Raw genomic sequence first — 23,800 nt, 5'->3', positions numbered from 1 at the left:
TTTTATCTCCTTTTCATTGATCGTTCTTTACTTTTTCGGAATCTAAAATGAAAAAACAAACTGGTCAGATTTCAGTGTCTACATTGCTGTTGGTGGCAGTTCTCTCTGCAGGGATCTGTTTTGGTGTTGTGGCACTGCTGACGAACATCTTTGAACGCAAGCAGGAAGCGCGCACAACAATCATGCGCGTGGTTGAAATCGATGACAATACGACTGATCCGGCGGTCTGGGGCAAAAATTTCCCTCTGCAGTACGACGATTACCTCAAGACGGCCGACATGGTGCAAACCACCTATGGGGGCAGCGAAGCGATCCCCAATGGTCATAAAGAGGGAGATCCCCGCGATATCGTTTCCCGCAGTAAACTCGAAATGATCCCCCAGTTAAAGCAAATGTGGGCCGGTTATGGGTTTTCAAAAGATTATCGCGAGAAACGTGGGCATGCCTATATGCTGACCGATCAACTTTATACCGAGCGGCAGAAAGTAGGTCAGCCTGGTACCTGCATTCACTGCCACGCTTCCACATATGGCGCGATGAAAGAACTGGGTGACGGTGATATTCTGGCCGGGTTCGAAAAACTGAATACGATGCCTTACATGGAAGCCAAAGAGCACGTCACACATCCGGTGGCCTGTATTGACTGTCATGAACCCGACACGATGGCGCTGCGGATTACCCGTCCGGCATTTATGGAGGGCATTGCAGACTATAAAGCGACACAGGGAATCGAGGATTACGATGTCAACCGCGATGCGACGCGACAGGAGATGAGGTCGTATGTCTGTGGGCAATGTCATGTTGAATATTATTTTAAAGGCGACAAGAAGCGACTGACATATCCCTGGACGGAAGGCCTGACAGTCGATGCCGCTTATGAACACTTCGAAAAAGAAAATTTCAAAGACTGGACGCATGCCGAGACCGGGGCGCCCATGTTGAAGGCACAGCATCCGGAGTTTGAACTCTGGTCACAGGGCATTCATTCCCGGGCAGGAGTTTCCTGTGCGGACTGTCATATGGCTTACAAACGTGTCGGCGCCATGAAGATCAGCGACCATCACATTCGCAGTCCCCTGCTCAACGTCAATACTGCTTGTGGTACCTGTCACAAATCGGATGATCAGGAATTGATCGCACGAACGGAAATAATTCAGTCTCGTCATCAGAAACTAGTCAAAGTTGCCCTGAATAGTGTCATTGATCTGATTAATGATATTAACGCTGCCAAAGCGAACGGGGTCTCTGAAGAGAAAATCAAGGAAGCGCAACAGTGGCAGCGGAAAGCCACGTTTTATGTGGATTATGTGGAAGCGGAAAATTCGTCTGGTTTTCATGCAGGACAAGAGGCGGCTCGTATTCTGGGGGAATCCATCGATTACTCCCGAAAAGGCCAGAATGCGTTGCGCTGATTTGTGACGTGTTCATCGGGATAGTGATTAAATTCAAATCAATAAGAAATTGTTGATCACTGGGTTGGGGCCGGTTACGATCAAGGTGCTGAGTCTCTCCGCAATCAGACTCGATTCTGATAGCACCTTTACACTCCTGTAATCAAAAAGGTTCCCCAGCATGATTCGATTCCCGCTTTGTTTGCTGTTTGTTTTCAGTTTCACTTTTCACTCCAACGCAGCCGAACCTGCCAAAGCGGAGCCTTTGGAATGGAAAGTCGGAGTTGCGTCAGCAAAGATCACACCTGCGAAGCCTTTGCGAATGGCTGGCTACGCCGGCCGCAAGGAACCGGCAGAAGGAACCGAGCAGGATCTGTACGGCAAAGCACTGGCGATCGAAGACAAAGCAGGCAACCGGGTTGTCTTTCTGACGCTCGATCTGATTGGCGTGATTGACCGCTTACGAGCTGATGTCACACAACAGGTGCAGGAGAAATACAATCTGCCGCCGCAGGCACTGCTGATGAATGCCTCGCATACACACTGTGGTCCCGCGTATGGCCGCGATGATGCGAAAGAATATTATGATACACTGGTGCCGGCTCTGGTGAAAACCATTGGCGAAGCCATTGAAGGCATGCAACCTGCGAAGCTGAGCTGGTCGGCGGCCCGCTGTTCGGTCGCCATGAATCGCCGTACGCCCACCGCGACGGGATATCGTAATCATCCCAATCCCAACGGTCTGGTCGACCATCAGGTGCCTGTCCTGCGTGTGGACGATCCGAAAGGGGAATTGAAGGCGGTCATGTTTGGTTATGCCTGTCACAATACGACGATGGGCTTTCGCAAATGGCTGGGCGATTATGCCGGGTTTGCGCAAGAGTACTTTGAAAAGGATCATCCCGGCGTGACTGCACTGTTCATGATGGGCTGTGGGGGCGATCAGAATCCGTATCCGCGCAGCGAACTGCATTATGCACATAAACACGGTCGTTCGCTGGCGACGGCGATTGAAGCCGCCCTCGAAGTCAATCAGCGCACGCTGTTGCATCAGCATGTGTTGCATGGGCCACTCAAGACCGCTTACGGAACCGTTGAACTGGAGTATCTGCCAGAAAAGAAACGGGAACCCTGGAATTATCCCGTGCAGGTGATTCAGTTCGGGAAGGGATTAACCATTGTCGCGCTGGGAACCGAAGTCGTCGTCGATTATTCGCTTCGTATTAAGGAAGAACTGTTCGAGCAGGAAGGACCTGCGATCTGGGTCGCCGGTTATTCGAACGTTTATTCCGGTTATATCCCCAGTAAACGGGTTCTGCTGGAAGGAGGCTATGAAGCGAGCCGTCCTTATCAGCCTGATGTCGAAGAGCGAATCATCGGAAAAGTTCTGGAATTGAACCAGGGGCTGCAGAGTGCGGGCGCCCCATAAGGGGCTTCGAATTCACGGAATTCGTTCTCTCTCAGATTGAGTTTTCCCTCTTGTTCTCATAGGATAAGAGTATATAAACAATCCTTAATATGATTCTGGACGCCTTCCTCAGTCACGTTCCGGAGAAACAACCATGTTTCCGGCCTGCCGATTTCCTTTTCAGATGCTTGTGTGCTCGTGCATTGCACTGCTCATGTCTTGCCTGGCAGGTGAAGCGAGTGCGGAAAAGCCGTCTCCCGGTTTGGAATTCTTTGAGAATAAAATTCGTCCGGTGCTGATCGAGCATTGTTACGAATGCCATTCTGCTGCGACGACTGAGATCAAAGGAGGCTTAAGAGTCGACAGCCGCGACGCGCTGCGCTCGGGGGGAGAAAACGGTGCCGCCGTGGTACCTCACAAAGTCGATCAGAGTTTGTTGCTCGACGCGCTGCGGCATGAGTCGTTCGAGATGCCACCCGGTAAGAAACTGTCTGAAGAAGTCATCGCTGACTTCGTGAAGTGGGTCGAATTGGGGGCTCCCGATTCCCGAGATAAACCGCCCAGCGTTTCAGAAGCCGCGTCGCTTTCCTGGAAAGCGATTTTTGAAAAGCGGCGGAAATGGTGGAGCCTGCAACCTCTGAAAACAGTCTCGCTCCCTGACCCGGACAGAAATGACTGGTCACAACGGCCGATCGACCGTTTTCTGCTTGCGTCAATGCAGGCCGCGCAACTGAATCCCGCCCCGGATGCAGAGCCGCGAACGTTGGTGCGGCGTCTGGCGTTTGTGCTGACGGGATTGCCGCCCGAGCCTGAGACCGTTGCGCAATTCGTCGCAGATTCAAAACGCGATCCCGCGGCCGCTTATGAACGACTAGTCGATCAACTACTGGCTTCGCCTCACTTTGGTGAGCGATTTGCCCGGCATTGGATGGACGTCGTTCGTTATACCGACACCTATGGATACGAATGGGATAACCCGGCGAAGGGAGCATGGGAATATCGTGATTATCTGATTCGGGCCTTCAATCAGGACATCGGCTATGACCAGTTGGTCTGCGAACAGATTGCCGGCGATTTACTGGAACAGCCTCGCATTGATCAGAACAGCGGTTTTCAGGAAAGTCTGATCGGTCCCATGTTTTATCACATGGGAGAGCATCGTCACGGCGACAGTGTGAATTTCAATGGCATCCATCAGGAAATGATCAACAATAAGATCGACGCTTTTTCGAAAACCTTTCTGGCGAATACCGTTGCCTGTGCCCGCTGTCATGATCATAAGCTCGATGCGATCTCACAGCGCGATTATTATGCGCTGGCTGCAGTTTTCATGACGCCCCGCTGGACATCACGCGTGATTGACGTGCCCGGGAAGCATGCTGCCTCCATTGAGAAACTCAAACAGTTGCGCAGTGAAATTCATCGGGAGTTAAAGCAACAGTGGAACGAAGAGGCGTCGAAATTCTCTGAAGAAATTTCCGCAGCGGTAAAGAGTGAATCAGACAGCCCTCGCGCTGTGCTTTGGCGCAACGCATTTGGATTGAATTCAGGTAAAGAGAAAAAGGAAGCTCAGGCGAAACCGGGTGACGTGATTTATCCCGCGCAACAATTACTCTCAGCGAAGCCAACAGAAGTGAACGCGGTCTGGCAGAAGCTGTCGACCGAATGGAAAACGGCGCACGAGACGCATCGCCGACAGAATCAGGAACGGTTCAAGGTACTCACCGATTTTGAACAACCCGGCTTTCCTGATGGCTGGCAGACCGAAGGAGATGGAATCCTCCATGGCTATGTTTCCCATGGGACTCCCTTAATTGCACTGGAAGGGGCGGGAGTTGTTCAGCGTGTGCTGCCTCGCGGTTATCACACACAGGCGCTTTCTTCAAAGTTGCCGGGCGCGATCCGGCCTCCGTCGGAACGGGATATCCCGGGGAAAATTGTGAGTCTGGATTTAGCGGGCGGTGAATGGAGCGGCTTTCTGCGCGTGCCCGACAATGCATTTCAAACTGAGAATGTCGTCTTTTTCGATCGAAATGAATCAACGTGGCAAACGTTTGCTGATCGCCCTTTGGTGAATGGAATTCAACGGATCACGTTTGAAATTGCGACCAGCGATCTGAATCCAAATTTTCCACCTCGTACGGGCAAGACGCGGGCTGGTGGCAAACTGCTGCCGGCGGAAGACTTTGGCTTTGATAAACGCAGCTGGTTCAGCGTAACAAGTATTGTGGCGCATGATGTCGCGGGGACTCCCGCTGATGAGTGGGGCCGTTTTGAAACGTTGTATGAAAAGCCGGCTCCCCAAAGTTCTGTAGAAGTCTGCCAGCGTCTTGGCGGCTGGTTGTCGGCGGCAGTGCAGCGATGGGCGGAAGACCGTGCGAGTGCGGAGGACGTGAAGCTCGTCAATTGGTTATTAGAGAAACAACTGCTCAACAATTCCGCCAACACCGATTCGCGACTGTCTCGATTGCTGGCAGACTATCGACGGGTGGAACAGCGGCTGCCGTTTGCGCATACCGCAAACAGTATGGATGAGCGAGGCTTTGCTCCTGTCAGCTATCCTCTCAATGTCCGGGGCAACGTGGATGAACTGGGGCCGCGGGTCTCGCGTGACTTTCTGGAAGTCTTCGCCGGTCAAAATCAGGTCAGTCAGAGTCCGGGTAGCGGGCGAATGGAACTGGCCGAGTTTCTGATCAGCCCTCAGCATCCGCAGACAGCACGCGTGTATGTGAATCGGGTCTGGCAGTGGGTGTTTGGTGCAGGACTGGTGAGAACGCCGAACGATTTTGGGCATCTGGGAGAACAGCCAACGCACCCGGAGCTGTTGGATTATCTGGCGCGGGAATTTATGGCTGACGGCTGGTCGACCAAACGACTGATTCGGCGGCTGGTTCACACGCGTGCGTTTCGGCAGTCGGGTCAAGTCAGTGCGGCAGCAGTCACCGTCGATCCCGATAATCGTTTGTGGCACCACTATCCTACGCGACGGCTCGAAGCAGAAGCGATTCGAGATACACTGTTAACGGTGTCGGGGCGACTGGACAGGCGACTGTATGGACGTCCGATTGAGGCACCACGTTCCAAAGAAGATGCTGCCAAACGGTTGTTTAACGGTCCCCTGGATGGTGATGGGCGGCGGTCGATTTATCTGCGGATGTCAATCATGGACCCGCCCCGATTTCTGGTGGGCTTTAATCTGCCCGATCTGAAGCTGCCAACAGGCAAACGGGATGTGACGAACGTTCCCAATCAGGCATTGATTCTGATGAACGATCCCTTTGTGAAAGCGCAGGCCAAAGAATGGTCGGCTTTATTAGTAAAACAACAGGATGAGTCCCTTGAGCAGCGCATCAGAACCATGTTTCTGAACGCATTTGGACGCGCACCCGATGCATCGGAACTCAAACGCTGGACGGCTTTGGTGCAGGACCTGGGAGGAACGGGCGACACGCAAGGTCTGCTGGCCGATCCGAATGTCTGGAGTCATGTAGCACACGCGCTGTTCAATACCAAAGAATTTATTTATTACCGGTAATCGACATGAAGAGTTTACGCAAACATTCGACCTGTTGTTCGGGACATCTGCCTGTCGTTAACCGTCGTGGTTTTCTGAAACACACCAGTGCCGGCTTCGGCTGGCTGGCGCTGGCCGGGTTGTTGGGCGAGCAGACACAGGCCCAGGCGGCGACAAAGGAAAATCGACCACATCATGCTGCGAAGGTCAAAAATGTCATCTTCTGTTTTATGGATGGCGGCCCGAGCCATGTCGATACATTCGATCCGAAGCCGGCTCTGAAGAAACACGAGGGCAAGCCGATCGGTGAAGGCGCCGTTTCCAAACGCTCACAATCGAGCGCCGGTCGTGTCTGGCTGGGGAGTCCCTGGAAATTTCAACAGCGGGGCGAAAGCGGTCTGTGGGTCAGCGATCTGTTTCCAAAGCTGGCGTCGGTGGCCGATGAATTGTGCGTGGTGCGTTCGATGGTGGGCGAGCTGCCTTTGCATGGCCAGCAGAATTTGTTACTGCATACAGGCCGCATCATCGGTCAGGCACCCAGCATGGGCGCCTGGGTTTCCTACGGCCTGGGGACTGAAAATCAGAATCTGCCTGCGTATGTGGTGTTGAATAATGACTGGGTTCCCAACGGCGGTCTGGAAAATTTCGGCAGTTCGTTTCTACCGGCCACCCATCAGGCGACGATGGTCCGCGCAAAAGGGATTCCCGTCGATAATATCAAACCCAGTGATTCACTGGCGCTGCAACAACGGAAACTGGCTTTGCTGGCAGAGCAGGATCGTGCGTTTGCCGTTCAGGCTTCAACAGCGTCACCCATCGAAAGTGCCATAGCGAACTATGAAACCGCGTTTCGAATGCAGACACTGGTTCCGAAAATTTCCGATATCAGCGGCGAGCCCTTGCATATCCAACGGGCTTACGGCGTTGATTCGAAAGACGAACATCAGCATTATTACGCGACGCAGGCGTTACGGGCACGGCGGCTGGTGGAAGCCGGAGTGCGGTTTGTCGAGATTACCTGCCCCAGTTTTGACAGTAATAATTCCCCCTGGGACCAGCACGGCCTGTTGAAGAAAAATCATGAAAAGAATGCCCGTATCACGGAACAATCAGTGGCAGCGTTGATTACGGATTTGAAACTCCGCGGACTGCTCGATGAAACACTGGTGGTCTGGGCGGGGGAGATGGGTCGCACACCGCACACGCCGAAAGTCACGCCGACCTGCGGCCGCGATCACCATGTTAACGGTTACAGCCTGTTCATGGCGGGCGGCGGTTTCAAAGGGGGGACAACCTTCGGTGAGACCGATGAATTCGGCAATTCGGTCATCATCGATCCACTGTCGATTCACGATATTCACGCGACGATTCTGCATCAGCTGGGCGTGGATCATGAAGCACTCACCTTCCGGCACGGCGGTAGAGATCATCGATTGACCGACGTGCACGGCCATGTGATCAAAGACATCTTGAGCTGAATTATTCAGTGAATCGATGCTTGCAGCAATATCAGTAGTCTATCGTCTCAATCAGCAATACATCATGTCCCAACTGTTTAAAAATATCATGTAGCTTTTTAACAAAGTCCCATGCCGCTTCCCCTCCTTGTGGAAAATCAGTCAGATGAATCACTTCGTGAGACTCTAATATTGTGCGCATATGATCTGTTGAAAAAGAACCAATAAAATAGCGGTCGCTTAAGTCACTCTTTCCCGTATCAGGATTAAGTTCGTAAATTGGTGATAGCTCGAATTCATCAAGGTTATCATCACTATCTACGAGAGGAATTTCACCAAGAGCAATCCAAATGCGGTGTGGTACAGGTTTTGAAGGTGACCGTAATGCAACTTCAGAAAGTTTTGCTTCACAGATGATATGGATTTTCATTTATGATTTCTGAATTAATGTGAGTGTAACGCTAGAGGGATGTGCAATTAGAATATACTAAAATCATCAAATTCAAAGATAGAAATGGGTGATTTGAGTTTATAGAACTCTTTGAGCAAATTCCGTTGTGAGAATGTTGGATCGTGAAGTTCGCGTGAAATGTCAGCGAAGCACGTCCTTTTTAAATCATCTTTCGTTGCCTGTGGTCCACGGGTACTTTAAAATCTATCTAGCTGCCGCGTGTGCATCCGCCGACATACGATTTTCGCAGCACAAACCCACTTTCATTCCACATTGAGCTTTCCCGCCGATTTCATTCAACACAGGTGAATCATCATGTTTGATTACAAACAACTCCAGGCAGCCATCAAATCCGAAAACGGCGTGAGTCGGCGGTTATTTCTCTCCTATGGGGCGGCGTTATCGTCGCTGCCTTTTCTGACACCGGCAGCATGGGCCGACCGGTCTCCGGTTTTTAAGAAAGACCCGTTTACACTGGGTGTGGCGTCCGGCGATCCCGATTCCAACAGCGTGATTTTATGGACGCGACTGGCCCCCGAACCTCTGGAACCGAATGGCGGGATGAGGCCGCAGGCGGTGGAAGTGCGCTGGGAAGTCGCAGACGACGAAGGCTTTCAAAAACCGGTGGCTTCCGGGACGACACAGGCCACTCCCCAGTTAGGGCATACCGTGCACGTAGAAGTGCCCGGTTTGCAGCCGGACCGCTGGTACTGGTATCGTTTTCAGGCCGGCGATGCCGTCAGTCCCGTGGGCCGTACGCGAACAATGCCCGTGGAATCATCAATGCCGGAGCAGCTGAAGTTTGCGTTTGCGTCCTGTCAGAACTTTGAGCAGGGTTTATTTACCGCATACGAGCAGATGGCCCGCGACGACGTCGACCTGGTTTTCCACTTAGGCGATTACATTTACGAATATGCCTCCGGTCGGAATGGAAAAGTTCGCACGCATCTGGGACCTGAAATTGAATCGCTGGGCGATTATCGCGTGCGTTATTCCCAGTACCGTTCCGATCCTTTGCTGCATCAGATGCATGCGAAATGCCCCTGGTTTCTGACGTGGGATGATCACGAATTTGATAACAATTGCGCGGGAGATATTTCGGAAGAGTCGCAGGTCGACCCGGTTGAATATCTGTTGCGTCGTGCGAACGCCTATCAGGTTTATTACGAAATGATGCCGCTCCGGCCACGTTCGTTGCCACAGGGGCCGCATATGCAGATCTATCGACAGGCGTCTTTCGGTCGATTAGCTGATTTCTTCGTGTTGGATACCCGGCAGTATCGTACGGATCAGCCGAACGGGGATAAGAAGTCACCCCTGAATGATGCCGCGCTGGCCAGAAAGAATTCCTTATTAGGGAGTCGCCAGCGTAACTGGCTGCAGTCTGGTCTGATTTCATCTGACAGCACCTGGAATATTCTGGCGCAACAGGTGATGATGGGCATGGTCGGCTTCACTCAGAAAGAGGGGCCACTCGCCTATTCGATGGACCAGTGGCCTGGATGTGCGTATGAACGGATGGGGCTGATGAAGTTTCTCGAGGAGCGGCGGGTTCCGAATCCTGTCGTGCTGACGGGTGACATTCATTCGAACTGGGTGAATAATTTGCGTGTGGATGATCGGAATACGGAGACACCCGTGATCGCGACGGAATTTGTGGGAACATCCATTTCCAGTGGCGGTAATGGCGTGCAGAAGCGAAAAGGCCATGCTGAGTTACTGTCGAATAACCCGTGTGTGCAGTTCCAGAATTCCGAGCGTGGTTATGTCCGCTGTACTGTGAGTCCTCAGAAATGGAGCAGCGAGTATATGGTGGTTGACGATGTGACGAAGCCGGGTGGTCATGTTTCACCGCGGGCGGCGTTTGTTGTGGAAGCGGGGACCCCCGGTGCCCATCCAGCGTAATTGTCTCGAGCCTATGAGTCGGCAGGTTGTTCTGTTGTCTGTTGGATGTGGATCATCCATTTCTCAATGGTTTGTGCAAGGAGTCTGCGGTCAACGGGTTTACTGAGGTAGTCATCACAGCCCGCATCCAGACACTTCTGGCGATCTTCTGCCATCGCATGCGCGGTTAAGGCGATGATGGGCAAGGTGGCACCTTCGGCCCGCAGAACTTTTGTCAGCGAGTAGCCATCCATTTCCGGCATTTGCATATCGGTAATCAACAGGTGATAAGGCTGGTCTACCATTTCTGCTTCGAGGTAGTTCCGATAGGCTTCAGAGCCGTTGTCGGCGACATCAACTAATGCGCCCAGTTTTTTCAACAGGAAGGAAATGAGTCGCTGGTTGTCGGGCCCATCTTCGGCAAGCAGGATGCGTGTATTTTCAGGAACCTGATACCCTACTGCGGTTGTTACTTTCTTGACCGCTTCTGAATCAGCAAGCGAGGGGCTGATCAGATAACGCGTTTGAGGCAGAGCGTGTTCCGGCATTTCGAATCGGAAACAGGTTCCTTTTCCTCTCTCCGTCCAGGCCAGTGAGACTTCACCACCCATTAAACGCGCCAGTTTTCGGGAGATGACCAGTCCCAGACCGGTGCCTCCATGTTGGCGCGTGACTGAGGCGTCTGCCTGTGAAAATGCTTTAAACATTTTCTCGACCTGTTTTGGTGACATTCCCGGTCCCGTGTCTTCGATGTCAAATTGAATGAGCTTCTGATCTCCCTCTTCGATCTGCCTGACAACGATGTTGATGCTTCCCTGCTCCGTAAATTTTACTGCATTCCCAACAAGATTCATCAAGATCTGTCGGAGTCGAGTCGGATCACTTTCAATCAGATCCGGAATGGGAGTTGTAATTTGAGAACCCAGTAGAATGCCTTTTTCAATGGCGCGAGGTCGTAACAGACTTTCAATATGTTCCAGGGTGTTGAAAACTTGAGTCGGAGCCTTTTCAAGACTCATTTTTCCGGCTTCAATTTTGGACAGGTCAAGAATATCGTTGATGACGGTTAATAAATGCGTTCCAGCATCACGAATTGTATTGACAGCCTGGTCTCTTTTTTCGGGGGATGATGTAAAATCGGGATCATTTTTGAGCAGATCGGCATAGCCTAGAATGGCGGTCAGCGGGGTGCGAATCTCATGGCTCATATTCGCCAGGAACTGGCTTTTGCTCTGTGAAGCGGCGAGCGCTGCTTCCTGGGCCTGCTTGAGTTCGGTGATGTCGTTGCGAATAGCCAGGTAGCCGGTAGCGATTCCTTCACCATCTTTCATCGCGGCAATGGTGGTGTCGACCCAGTACAGGTCTCCATTCTTTTTACGGTTGCAGATTTCTCCCTGCCACATTCCAGTATCCGCGATCGTCTTGAACACATCTTTCCAGAACTCTTTGGACTGCACGCCGGAATTGACAATTCGATGCGTTTTACCGATTGCTTCATGCCGTTCAAAACCGGTGAGCTGACAGAACATGTCATTAACATGTCTGATACACCCGTTAAGTTCTGTTTCTGCTACGATGGCATGTTGATCGAGAACTTTCAGGCATAATTCTAAGCGTGTCGTCGTCTCATTCAGCGATTTTTCCAACTTTTTTCGCTCGGAAATATCGACGAGAACATTCACGACCCCTGTCATCTTGCCATCATGGTCATGCATGGGGCAAATATGTGCTAACGCTGTTTTGGTGGTGCCGTCTTCACACTCTATGATGAGTTCTTTTCCATGCAGCACTTCCTGCTTCTTGAGTGCAATTGCAGTCCAACTCTCAGCGTACGGTATTAAATTTCCCTCGGCATCCAGGAGTTTAAAGGAGCCGCAGTGGCGGTCAATAGGATCATTCAGATAAGGCGTTCGTCCCCAAAATTCAATAGCCGCCTGATTGTAATAGGTGATGAGCCCGTCATTATCACAGGTGTATGTTGCGACGGGTAACGCGTCCATCAAATGGCGAATTTTTTCGCGACTCTCCAGAAGCTGTTTCTCATTCTGTTTTTTCTGGGTGATATCGAGGGCAACGCACAGAAATCCCTTGATATCGTCTTGCTGGTTTCTGATCGCGGTGACTGTCAATTCTACCGTTCGATGAATACCGTCTTTGCAGACATAAGTCCATTCACGTCGATCGTAACTACCCAGCATGGCGGGAGTGACAAACACTGCAAAGTTCTTGACCGTTCTACCCAGACTTTCTGTCAGTTCGCGCCCTCGTTGTTCAACTTCCTCAGCCAGGTGGAAACATTCGGGTGTCTGAATACCAATCATTTCTTCCGCGGAATAGCCCAGCAGGCGTTCTGCACCAGGACTAAACAAGGTGATGGTCCCTTGCGGGTCGGTGGCGATGATCGAAACTTCAGTGGCAGCAGAAATGACGCCTTGCAGTTGTGCACGCGAACTGAATTTGTCATCCTGCATCATCAGGAATTCGCTCTCGCGTTGTTTCTCTGTCGAAATATCCTGAAATGCGCCGACCAGTCGGACCGGGATGTTGTTTTCGTATTCAAGTTCTCCCTGAGCCCGCACCCAGATATGACGCCCTTTAGCCGTAATAAACGGAAGTTCGAGGTCCCAGGGTTCTCCCGTTTCAATGGCGTGTTCCACTGCCTTTTGAATGACGGGGCGCACTTCAGGAGCATAAAAGGCGATGCCGGTTTCCACCGTAGGCCGGTAGTCAGTATCAACTTCATGAATCTTGTATGTTTCGGACGTCCAGAACAGTTCATTTGTTTTCAGATCCAGGTGCCAGCCACCAATTTTGGCGACTTTCCCTACTTTCGTCAAAAGTGTTTCCTTATGGTCCAGTTGAAGTTTCGCCAGTTTGTGTTCATGAATATCTTCGACTGTACCGGCGAGATATTCCGCTCCATCGGCTTGATCTGAAATCATTTTTGCCTGGACTCGAATCCAGCGATAAACTCCACCGTGAATCCTGGCTGATAGCTCCAGGTGAATCGGAGCCCCATCCTCAACTTGTTGCTGGACAGCTGTTTCGAGCAGACCGCGATGATCGGGGTCGATGTGTTCGAGAAAAGTTTGATATGTCGCGTCGGGAAACTCTGAGATTTCCTGATAGCCAAACACCCGCCAGAAGGATTCGGAACACCAGAATTCCCCGGTACCTGGTGTCCAGGACCAGGTTTCGTGAAATGATGCAGAAATCGCCGCTGAAAGTTTCTGCTGCCTGTCTTTCATTACACGCGTCAATTTGAGCAGTCTTTGTTTTTCCCGCCTTAGTTTGGATTGGTACTTATGAACTTGTGACAGCATGAACCAGATCGCACAAAACAAAACTGAAATGAGCGCAAACAGAAAGAGGGACTCCCTGGTCAGTTGAATTCTGTGTTGACTGCTTTCCAGCAGGTTTTTTTCCGTGGTCAAAGATGCGTTAAATTGATCGAGGAGCGGTACCAGCCGTTGTTCGCTGGTTAAGACGGTGGGGAGTGATGAGGACGCAGTCTGTTGGCCTGTTAAAACTTCGGTAACGATCTGTGTGATTGTGGAGATCAGAGGCGAAATCTGGTTAAGCAACTTGCGTGGCGACGTTTCGTTCTGCTCCTGTGAGTTTTCATAGAGTGAGACTGTTTCTGTTAATAGCTTGTGTTGCCGATTTAAGGTTGCGAGATCTGTTTCAAGTGTCGCGTGGGCGTCGTTTTGATTCGATCCATTTTCGATGAGTAGCAGATTCTTCGCAATTCGCTGACTTAACATTCGCTGGCGTCCAACGATATCCACGATTTCTCCCAGGGAGGCCGCTTCCCGAACTTTTCGATTGTGGGCCTGCTCATTCAGCAGAAAGACCACAAGAAAAATTGCCAGGCTGATCATTCCCGCCTGCACCAACGGGATTCGCAGCAACAACTTGAACCTGGAATAAATGTGTGAGGAGCGGGAACGATGATCCTCGTCATGTTCCAAGGAGGGGGATTTCATAACGCCTGCCAAATTCTATGATAACACAACATTGCCTGATCGGATCTGATGGAGACACAGAACCGAATTGATCTAAAAAAAGTGTACTCCTTAAAGTTCGGTTGTCGGCGAGAGAGAAAATGAGCAATTCAAAAAACAGGAAATCATTGTGAATTATCCACAATGATTCAATTGTGGGGAAACTTCCTTAAATGATCGTTTACACACGTGAATGTGCAGGGATTTCACTGCAATTTTGCAGAATTGGCAAAATGATTCTCAGGGAATTCCCTCCCTGTTGCTCTCAAAGAAATAAAGTGATGCTCGAATGCACTAACTGCATTTTTGTTGAATGTGATCGTTAGACTGTGTCTCGTTTTACTGTATCGTCTCCAAGGGCATTTGGACCGAGTATCTTAGATCGAGACACGCTATAGGAAAATGTGATGCGCTCGAGAAGAGTGAGAGGCAGGGTTTCATTATTCGTTTCTTCAGAGTCGCATACCCGCACTGCTCTATCAGAACATCATCACGAACGTGGAGTTCAGCTTTAAGGGGCGCGTGGTTCAACAATCAGGTTCGTTGATTCTGCATCATCGAGTGCAGTGTCTTCAGAACGGCTGTTCTCTAGCAATTCCTGCAACCGGAGATCGATGGTATCGAGCGCTCCTTGTGAATCGTACCACCAGTCGGGAGACCAGACCCTGAGGATTTCCCAGCCTAGATTGCGGAGAACCTGCTCTCGGATTTTATCGCGATCGCGGGCGGTGGCTGCGCGGTGATAGGCGGCCCCGTCACATTCGATTCCCGCCAGAAATGATCCTGGTTTATCCGGATGCACGATACCCAGATCAACCCGAAACGCCGAGACGCCTACTTGAGGCACAATTTGCCAGCCTTTTGTCGTCAAAGCGGATGCGACTGCCTCTTCAAAGAGAGATTCAAATTCGTGCCCTGCGTCACCCGTGTTTGCGCCGAGAATTGATTTCCCTTTCTGTGCATACTCCAAAAATGCTTTCAGGTCGCGCACGCCCTGATACGTTGTGCGTTCTGCTTTGAGTTGATCAGGCAGGAAGGAGACATACACGATCAGTTCCTGTCGGGCTCGGGTTACGGCGACATTCAGACGCCGCTCCCCGCCCTGGCGATTGAGGGCACCAAAATTGAGAGACACATGACCGGCTTCTCGGTGGGCTTCATCAGGACCATTTGTGATTGAGAACAGCATTACGTCACGTTCATCCCCTTGAACGTTCTCCAGATTTTTCACAATCGTCGGTTCAATTCGTGCATCATCAAAATACCATTCCAGTTCGGGCGCTTCCCGCAGAGACTGGTCGAATAAATCCTGGATCAGCGTTTGTTGTTGGCTGTTGAACGTAATCACCCCCAGCGTAGGGCGCTCGTCTTCAGCAAGTGAGAGCCAGGACTTCATTCTTTCAACTGCATCGGCGACCAGTGTTTCTGCTTCGATGCGATTGGTGCGGCTCTTGCCCCGGTCATAAATCGCTTCCGGCAAGTGTTTGAGCGAAACAGCACGATCATCGGTGACGGCGGAAGGAAAGGTGATCAGGTTGTTTTCGTAGTAATTCCAGTTTGAGAATGCGATCAGCGATTCATGCTGGCTGCGATAATGCCAGTTTAACTGCAGGAGCGGTAGCCCCGAGGCGGTCGCTTCGTCGAGAATACTTTCCAGGTCGCGGTCATAGTCTTCCAGTTCCTCATTCTCTTCGTCATCGTCGGCGCGGCCAAAGAAATTGGTTGGCGGCAACTGTTTGGGATCACCCACGATAATGGTCTGCCGCCCGCGTGCGATTGCGCCGATGGCGTCCCAGGTTGTGATCTGGGACGCTTCATCAAAGATAATGACATCGAACAAAGCCTGTTCGGGAGGGAGATATTGCGCGATCGATAAAGGGGACATCAATAAACAGGGCGCCAGCCTGGCGAAGGTCTCAGGCATGCCCGAGATGACTTCACGAATGGCTTTGCTGGGCCGTTTCAGATTCATTTGATGCCGCAATAGACCCAATTCCGATTTGCGTGGCACCTGATCCGGTTTCGGTAAATCATGGGTGACCTGATTACGAACCTGAGTTGCTGATTCGGTGCGCGCCAGCTGATCCAGTCGGCGGAAATCTTCGATGGTGTCTTCATGTTTGAAGCGTTGGAACTGCCGCAGTGTGTCGCTTCGATCAATGGCTTGGGGTAGCCACCAGCGGACAAAGGAGACTTCAAAAGTCTGACGCAGCCCTTCGGGCGTAATTTGCTGTGTCTCCAGTGCTTCTACAAACTGATCCAGGTCGTTGTTCTGAGCCTGTTGCTTCATCGCCGACCAGGCAACCCAGCGTTTCAGTTCAGTTCGATTTGCCTTGATCGATTCCAGAGTCGCCAGCGTGGAATTGATGAGACGGGGTTCCTCTTTATGGAACAGGTTGCCCCCGGCAATTTCACGGAACGCGGTACATGACTGGATGAATGCCTGATTGGCATCTAACAGTGCCTGGGCAGCCTCCAGTAGCGGGTGGTCTGTCGAATCGTCGATGATCACCGGCGCGAGCCTGGAGGAGATCAGCTTCAGTGAGTCCGTTGCTTGACCAAAGTCTACGATTGTTTGCCGGATTTCTTGTGCCCGCTGCAGAAACGACGTCAGTTCGCCCACCTCGGTCTGCAAGCCGTTCCAGTGCGGAGTTCGATTGGCCAGCGCGTTGTTTGTGATATTGGTGAGATATTTTTGCATCAACCGAATCTGGGAGAGATCCTTTTCCGGATCTGAGACACCGGACGCCGCATAAGTTTGTAATAACTTCTGTACTTTGCGTTTTGCAAAAAAGGAAATGGGCCAGAACGAGGATTTTGCCTGCCGCCATTGAAAATCGAGATCGTCGACCGGGATTGAGATCAGCGATTCCGGTTCATAGGTCGCACTGATTGCTGATTGCGCAATTTGATACGCGGTGATGTCTTTCTTCAGTTTTCTCGCCTGATCGGCCAGGCTGGAAAAGTCTTTGTCAAATATGATCCGCAGCTTTTCCCTGGCCGCTTCCTGTAGAGTGCCAGCGAGCATGCGCAGCCGCTGATACAGTTCCAGCGAATAGTCGTCGGATTCTTCCAGCCCGATAGCGCTGACAAAATTCCGGAGCGGTGATTCCAGGGCTGCTACGGCGGGGATCACAGTATCGATGGTGCGTAACAGATTTGCTTCCCATGAGGCAGACCAGTTGGTGGTTCGAATGGAATTGAGTGCCGGGTTGGGTGTGATTGTACGAAACGTCAGTGCAATTTCATCGATGATGTTTTCAAGGGCTTCCCATTTTTGTTCGTCAATCTGGACCGAATCATCCCAGTCCAGCAGTGGGGCTTCCAGACTGCGATACTTGACGGAAACGCCCATCCCGCGATAGACCGTCCAGCCGCTGGCATCGAGCTCATGCAGCGCAGCCACGTAGTGATTCAGTTCATCGCGCTTAATTTTCAAGCGATCATTGACCTTGATCCATTCGCTCGGGTCGGTTTTTCCAGACGCCTTCCAGGCTTTCTGCAGTTGCGAATAAAACTGCTTCCGCTCTGCACTATGCGAGTGCAGTTCAAGGCAGACATCGCCGAGCCCGTTCTGGCAGAGACGCCGATAGACCACATCGAGGGCCGCTGTTTTCTCGGCAACAAATAAAACCGTTTTTCCATTCGCCAGACATTGCGCGATCATGTTGGAGATGGTCTGGCTTTTGCCTGTGCCGGGCGGGCCGATCAGGACAAAATCGTGTCCTTCCGCAGCCGCCATGATGGCTGCCAACTGGGATGAATCGGCTGCGAGGGGATGAATCAGTTGTGTGGGAATATACTTCCGGTCGATATCTTGCGGAGCAGGAATCGCCGTGGTGGTATCGGATTCGAACGGTTTGTCGGGATCCCGGATTAAATGTCGGACGACTCGATTTTCTTCCAGATGCGCCGTACGATCGACCAGGTCTTTCCACATCAGGTATTTTGAGAACGAGAATGTGGACAACGCGATTTCATCGATCACTTCAAAGCCGGGAATGTCGCGGACCGCTCTGCGCATCTGATCCAGTACCAGGGGAACGTCGATGCCGCTCTCATCTTGGGGAAGATCTGCTTCGAAATGCGAGATATCGCGGTCAAAATCTTTCTTCAGAAGTTGAATCAGCGTGGCGTTAAATCGCACATCATCTTCGTGATGACGCAGATGAAACTGTGACAATACACTCTTGCGGGTGAGCTTGACAGGGATCAGCAACAGCGGCGCGCGATACGAGCGCGCGTCTTCCGGCGTACGTTTCCATTTGAGAAATCCCACAGCCAGAAACAGCGTATTAGTTCCCCCTTCCGCGAGGTCGTTTCTGGCAATGCGATACAGGTTGGTCAAGCGGGCATCGAGTTCCATTCGTGGCAGCGGTGAGGAAATTTCGTTTCGTTCTAAAGCCGAGACGGCAAATTCGGTATGGATGTCCTGACCGGTTTTCTGAAAATGTAGCTTGGCATCGCGCTCGCCCAACGGATTCTGCTCGGGGAGCGAAATCACGCGAATCGAAGACTGATTGGCTAATCGGTCTTCCAATAAAGGAACATCCGGACAAAAGAAAGGCACGGTCTGTTTGGTCGAACGAAAGTTCAACAGTCGATTTCTTAGTGAGAGGTCGAGTAATTTACGTTGCCAGCGTTCGATTCGTCCTTCAGGTGTTTTCGGTGTTTCTTCGGAGAAATCGAGGGCCAGTTCCCCCGGTGCAGGCATAGCCGGCAGCGGAATCGCAACGTTTCCCGTATGCGGAGGAACCTCTTTTATCTGAGAATCTTCATGCGAAGCAAGCGGCCTGATCTGCCCCATGCGGGCACGATTGACGTCAATCGCGGCGACAAACTCATCAGAAACCGATTCCAGCGTTCTCAGTTTTGCCGCGGCGATGGCCGCTTCAAAGGGGGAGGGCGGACGATGGGTCACCAGTGTTGTTTCAAATGTAATCAGCTCTCTGGCCGCGAGGCCTTTGCGGATTTCTGCAGAATCGGTCTCAATCAGATGATGAAAGGTGCGTTCGATAACCCAGAAGCCGACAAAACTGTGTCCTTCTACCAGGATCAGCACCGGGTTCAAACCGATTGCTTCCAGGGCCGCGGCAAACAGCAGACTGGAATCGAGGCAGGTCGCCAGTCCGTCATTTAAAATCTGGGCAGGCCTGCGCGTTTTTTGCCCGACCGTTTCAAAACTTTTCGGTGGATTCGTATAGGTCAAACCTTCTGCAGCAATCGCCGACCAGATGGCGGCTCCCTGCATGAAAGCCCGGGCGGGATCTTGTTGTTGGTATCCATCGAGTGCAGCAGAGTGTCCGTGTTGCGCGAGGATTTCGCCAGCCGCTTTGAGAATTCGGGCAATGGCGGGATCATTCGGCATGACGAACGCTGCCAGTAAATCTGCCATCGCATAGAATCCGCCCCATTCATCACGGGCTAAGACACGTACATCATCAAGTCGTTCTTCAAGAACGCGCTCCCCTTGCTGCAGGGAAAAGCGAACCTGCCCGCGTTCCGCTTCGTTCAGGCCGTTGAGGTATGCGGGGTCGAGATCGATCAGGGTGTCGTTGACCTTGATGCTGGTGCCTGGTGCGATTCGTTCAAAGTGCCATTGTTTCGGGCGGGCGAAGGGGGGCTCGGTCTGCATTTCGAGCACAAGGTCGCTCATCATTTCTGACGAATGATTGTGAATTTCCAGTGCTTTGAGAAACGGGACCGAGTTCTGCCAGGAGGCATAGTTCAGGCAGAGATCGAGGTCCGCGCGGATTCCGATCTGCTGTGGGGGATTCACAGAGGGGGAGTCATCATCCTGATTTTGTGCCGAAATTTCCATCTTGGTTATGGGCTTCATAGACTGTGAGAGAGGAGTGGGTTGTTGATTAGTATATCAATTCGCGAAAATGACCGCACCTGGAAGCCGGTGAAAAATCAGGTTTCCCGCTTTTACATTGTTCCGCGGCCTCTGGTCTTGCCAGAAGTGGAAAAAACTGAAATCATAGCCGTGAATTTCGATACTGAGTTGGAAACCATCGATCAGGAAACGGCGAGAGTCGATCGGTTGTGCTGCTGATCGCCAGGATGTTCGAACCGTTTCAAGACGACGAACCACGTCAAATGCATGGAAGTAGGAAACAATGTTGAAATCGCCCCGCCACATTCATTCGCCGCGTCTCCGTTTTCTGTATCGGATTGCCCTCTTTCTGGGTGGGGCCGTGCTGGTTGACGGCATCGCTCTGGTCGCGGGAGCCGTCGGCTTTCATTATCTGGAAGGGCTTGGCTGGATGGATGCCTGCCTGAACGCCTCACTGGTCGTCACAGGAAACGGCCCCGTCGATCGCCCCGTCACATTCGGCGGCAAACTGTTTGTGACGCTCTACGCGATCTTAGGAGTGATCCTGTTCGCCGCCGTCATTGGCGCGTTTTTAACGCCTGTGTTCCAACGAGCCCTCTATGGTTTGCATCGACCCCGCACAAACAGTCAAAAGAGAGATTCGGATCAGGCGGCGAGTAGCGAATAATCAGCCGCTGGGCGTTCGCACCGGTTAATCGTGCGACGGTGCGAATTGAATTATAGGTTCCTGACACCTTTAAAATTCTCCGTAATTAGTTAATGTAAATATTCACTATGGATAAAATTACATATTGTAACGCCCATTTGAGGGGGTATTATGTACATTTCTCTTATATGATGATCAGGTTCCATATGTGATTTGTAGCCATTGGGACATCACACTTAGAGGAAATCTGGTAAATATGCGGTTATTTGTTCTTTTTCAGAACAGATCTGTGCAGGTCAATAAAGGGTTAGAGGCAAGAGAGGAAGTACATTTATGACAGAACAATCCTTCGTTCAGACTGCTGAGCTGTTTTTTAGCTATTCACATCAAGACGAGTCCCTACGCGATGAATTGGAGAAGCATCTCAGCCTTTTGAAACGAAGCGGTACGATTAGCTCATGGCATGATCGTCGAATTTCCGCAGGTTCCGAATGGGCCGGTCAAATCGACGAATCACTTGAGTCAGCTGATGTAATTCTGCTACTCGTGAGTGCTGATTTTGTTGCATCGGACTACTGCTACGACATCGAGATGAATCGAGCACTAGAGCGTCATAGCGAAGGGACGGCACGTGTGATTCCAGTCGTGCTTCGGCCCGTCGACTGGCATTCCGCACCATTTGCGAAGCTTCAAGCACTACCCCGTGACGCGAAACCAATTACTGAATGGCCGAATCGAGATTCCGCATTTCAGGATGTTGCTCGCGGAATACGTGAAATTTTTGAATCTCAAAAGCGAGTAAGCCGTATCGACGAAAAAGTCCCGACTATCGGTCCTTGGCATATGCGGATTGAGGGAACTGTAGAGGAGTTCGATAAGAATCGACTTGATGAAATTGTTGCGAAACTTCGCCAAATCTCTGGAGACGTGAACTTGACGATCTCAAACATACAAGATGGAAGCGTGATTATTGTATTTGAAGGTCGTGAGGATGCCTTTGGCAAACTGGTTAAGTCCTACGATACGAAATCACTATCTAAGCTCCTTAACTGCAAAGTCCAGTCTGTCGAATTGGGCGAGCCACTAACGTCGCCGCCACACTATGTACGAGACAATTCACAACGTATCCAAGGCATAGTATACGAAATTGGCGACGGAATTGCGCACATTGATTGCAAAATCGGATCCGTGCACTTCTATCCAGAAGATCTAGATGGTATAGACTTCAAAGACTTGGTTGTTGGCCAACGAGTTGAATTCAATGTAATCGATGACCCCGGAGACCCTGCGCCAGACTATCCTTCGTCTCATCCGCGTGCACGGCGCGCTAGCCACCTAACAAAACGGTGAACCGGAGCCACGAATCCGGGCGTTGACAGAATAAAGGGTCAGGGCTCTTAGATTATAAAGTCCTGCCCCCTTTTTACTGTCCTTTTTACTGTCGGTCGGGGGTTTGGTTCTTTGATCTGGTTTCTACCGGCGGTTAGTGCCGATCCGCTCACTTTTCTTGTGGACCGGTCTGGATCCTGTGATGTGGTGATTTGGGCTTGGGCGTTGCGAGGCGGGCGAGCACGTCGACTCGCCCCTGTATCTGGAGAGAGTATCATGGTTCGGGATAAAAGGGGTCAGGACTCTATGAAAAAGAGTCCTGACCCGAATGGCACTGCCTGTTGTAGCGTAACAGTTTGCGTTCATACGATTGCCTTCCGTTGTTGATGGTAATGGCATCTGGGTTGCTTCAGTAGAGCCAGCACTTTGGTGCGGCGTTTATTGGCTCTGGGTTCTGTTCGGCCGGTGCGATGGCCTACCTGTTCGCTGCTGGGGACCTGTTGTCCGAGTGCAACCAACTCATCCGTGAGCTTCGTGACGGCTCCCAACAACCAACTGGCAGCCAGCATCTGTTGCGTGGTGGCAAACGAGAGGGAACGCGGATCACGGTCTGTTGAGAGACTGCTTTGCAGCATTTTTAACCGAATCAGATTATACGCCAGCAGGCACGACCAGAGTTCGGTGAGCACCATGTCCGGAGACTTCGCACGCAGAATATCCATCCCCAGCGAACACTTGATGCTGCGAATATCCAGTTCGATCAGCCAGCGGCTCTGATACACGGCGGCGATCCAGCGCGCCGGGTATGCTTTCCGATCTGTGATGCTGGTGGCAATCGTAAACGTTTTGGCGCGATACCCCGGCTGACTGATCTGCACATCGACCAGACGCAGAGTGAGCGTCAGCGGTTGTTGCCAGAATTCCTGACGGGTCATCCAGGCAGGACGTTGCAATGGTCGTGACCAGGTCACCAGTCGCTCCCGTTTGCTCAGCCGCCGCGCGTTCTGGGGATGATCGTCACGCAGGTGATGATTCTTCATCAGAATCTGCACGCCCCGCGCACGGCACGCACTCACCAGCCAGTACGTGCAGTAATACGAGTCTGCCACCAGGGTATCTCCCGGTCGGAGTGCATCGCGCATTTGCCAGAACAGGGCCGTTTCGCCACTGCCTTTTCCGCTGTAAGGCCCGCTCACTAGATCCACCAGCAGTCCGGTTGTCATCGAGATCAGAGAAACGCAGCGTAGAACGGGGAACCCGAGCCCCGGTTTCTGAGTCGGGTTCTGTGGATAGGCACGCTGATTCTCAGGAGTATCGGCGGCCGTGATGGTGAAGCCGTCAACCAGCAGAATGCGACCGCCGGTGCTCCGTGATTTCACATCAGCGATGCTGGAAGGACTGAGGCGTGCCGCCGACTGCTCTCTGGTCTGGACACGATTCTGATCACAGGCCGCTTCCGCATCAGCGGCAATTTGTTGGACAATGTCTCGAATGACGATAAACGGGATTTTGAGTCGCGCCCGACAATAAGCACTGGTATTCGTACTGCAAACCCGTCGGCCCAGCGCGGCACACAGGCTGGCAACACGGATCACGGCCGCTTTACAGCTGCGTTGCTCGCCGGAAAAGAAGACCTGAGAAATTAAGGCCCAGAGCGTGATTGCGGGTGTGTAAACGTCATCCTCGCCGGAACCAAAATTGATTTCGTGTTCATCAAAGGTTTGTTGCCAGCGCTGGTCATCAATCACATCAGATAGCGGAAGCGAAGCATTTTGCATCATCGAACGTTTGAAAAGAGAAAATGATGCTGCATTCGAATGGGAAGCTGATATAAATGGCATAGAACCTTCCTTGGTCAAATGTTTTACCCACACCAA

General features: G+C 51.6%; 12 protein-coding genes. 8 read left to right on the top strand and 4 right to left on the bottom strand.

The genetic code is table 11. From position 1 onward, the window contains the following. The first annotated feature begins 47 nt into the window (after nucleotides 1-47). From Enr17x_RS24620 to Enr17x_RS24605, 4 genes are all read left to right on the top strand, one after another. Nucleotides 48-1,412, top strand: a complete 1,365-nt coding sequence (locus tag Enr17x_RS24620) for an ammonia-forming cytochrome c nitrite reductase subunit c552 (protein WP_145312341.1) — start codon at nucleotides 48-50, stop codon at nucleotides 1,410-1,412. A 160-nt stretch (nucleotides 1,413-1,572) separates the two neighbouring features. Then, nucleotides 1,573-2,820 (top strand): neutral/alkaline non-lysosomal ceramidase N-terminal domain-containing protein, encoded by a 1,248-nt coding sequence (locus Enr17x_RS24615; protein ID WP_145312339.1) that lies wholly within the window; start codon nucleotides 1,573-1,575, stop codon nucleotides 2,818-2,820. 193 nt (nucleotides 2,821-3,013) lie between these two features. After that, nucleotides 3,014-6,334: a PSD1 and planctomycete cytochrome C domain-containing protein gene (locus Enr17x_RS24610; protein WP_198000776.1), complete on the top strand. Its 3,321-nt coding sequence runs from the start codon at nucleotides 3,014-3,016 to the stop codon at nucleotides 6,332-6,334. Nucleotides 6,335-6,339: 5 nt separating this feature from the next. Beyond that, entirely contained in the window at nucleotides 6,340-7,791 is a 1,452-nt protein-coding gene (locus Enr17x_RS24605) for a DUF1501 domain-containing protein (protein WP_145312335.1), read from the top strand. Between the two features lie 31 nt (nucleotides 7,792-7,822). Here Enr17x_RS24605 and Enr17x_RS24600 read toward each other — a convergent pair whose 3' ends face one another. Continuing rightward, the gene (locus tag Enr17x_RS24600) at nucleotides 7,823-8,200 is read right to left on the bottom strand and encodes a hypothetical protein (RefSeq protein ID WP_145312333.1); all 378 of its coding nucleotides are present in this window, start codon (nucleotides 8,198-8,200) and stop codon (nucleotides 7,823-7,825) included. Nucleotides 8,201-8,536: 336 nt separating this feature from the next. Between Enr17x_RS24600 and Enr17x_RS24595 the strand changes: the two genes are divergently transcribed. Then, nucleotides 8,537-10,126: an alkaline phosphatase D family protein gene (locus tag Enr17x_RS24595; protein WP_145312331.1), complete on the top strand. Its 1,590-nt coding sequence runs from the start codon at nucleotides 8,537-8,539 to the stop codon at nucleotides 10,124-10,126. Nucleotides 10,127-10,137: 11 nt separating this feature from the next. On the opposite strand, the gene Enr17x_RS24590 is transcribed toward Enr17x_RS24595, so the two are convergent. Both Enr17x_RS24590 and Enr17x_RS24585 read right to left on the bottom strand, forming a co-directional pair. Further along, complete coding sequence (locus tag Enr17x_RS24590; RefSeq protein ID WP_145312329.1) at nucleotides 10,138-14,091, bottom strand: PAS domain S-box protein; 3,954 nt, start codon at nucleotides 14,089-14,091, stop codon at nucleotides 10,138-10,140. A gap of 529 nt (nucleotides 14,092-14,620) precedes the next feature. Then, nucleotides 14,621-19,930: a DUF4011 domain-containing protein gene (locus tag Enr17x_RS24585; RefSeq protein WP_145312327.1), complete on the bottom strand. Its 5,310-nt coding sequence runs from the start codon at nucleotides 19,928-19,930 to the stop codon at nucleotides 14,621-14,623. Between the two features lie 42 nt (nucleotides 19,931-19,972). On the opposite strand from Enr17x_RS24585, the gene Enr17x_RS24580 reads away from it, so the two are divergent. The 3 genes from Enr17x_RS24580 to Enr17x_RS24570 all read left to right on the top strand — a co-directional run bounded on the left by Enr17x_RS24580 (nucleotide 19,973) and on the right by Enr17x_RS24570 (nucleotide 21,944). Next, nucleotides 19,973-20,167, top strand: a complete 195-nt coding sequence (locus Enr17x_RS24580; RefSeq protein ID WP_145312325.1) for a hypothetical protein — start codon at nucleotides 19,973-19,975, stop codon at nucleotides 20,165-20,167. Between the two features lie 64 nt (nucleotides 20,168-20,231). Beyond that, the gene (locus Enr17x_RS24575; RefSeq protein ID WP_145312323.1) at nucleotides 20,232-20,615 is read left to right on the top strand and encodes a potassium channel family protein; all 384 of its coding nucleotides are present in this window, start codon (nucleotides 20,232-20,234) and stop codon (nucleotides 20,613-20,615) included. Nucleotides 20,616-20,927: 312 nt separating this feature from the next. Further along, entirely contained in the window at nucleotides 20,928-21,944 is a 1,017-nt protein-coding gene (locus tag Enr17x_RS24570) for a toll/interleukin-1 receptor domain-containing protein (RefSeq protein ID WP_145312321.1), read from the top strand. Between the two features lie 341 nt (nucleotides 21,945-22,285). Here Enr17x_RS24570 and Enr17x_RS24565 read toward each other — a convergent pair whose 3' ends face one another. Beyond that, the gene (locus tag Enr17x_RS24565) at nucleotides 22,286-23,764 is read right to left on the bottom strand and encodes an IS4 family transposase (RefSeq protein ID WP_145312319.1); all 1,479 of its coding nucleotides are present in this window, start codon (nucleotides 23,762-23,764) and stop codon (nucleotides 22,286-22,288) included. Between the last annotated feature and the right edge of the window lie 36 nt (nucleotides 23,765-23,800).

The organism is Gimesia fumaroli (genome assembly GCF_007754425.1).
Lineage (GTDB): Bacteria > Planctomycetota > Planctomycetia > Planctomycetales > Planctomycetaceae > Gimesia > Gimesia fumaroli.
This window is presented reverse-complemented; position numbering and strand designations above follow the sequence as displayed.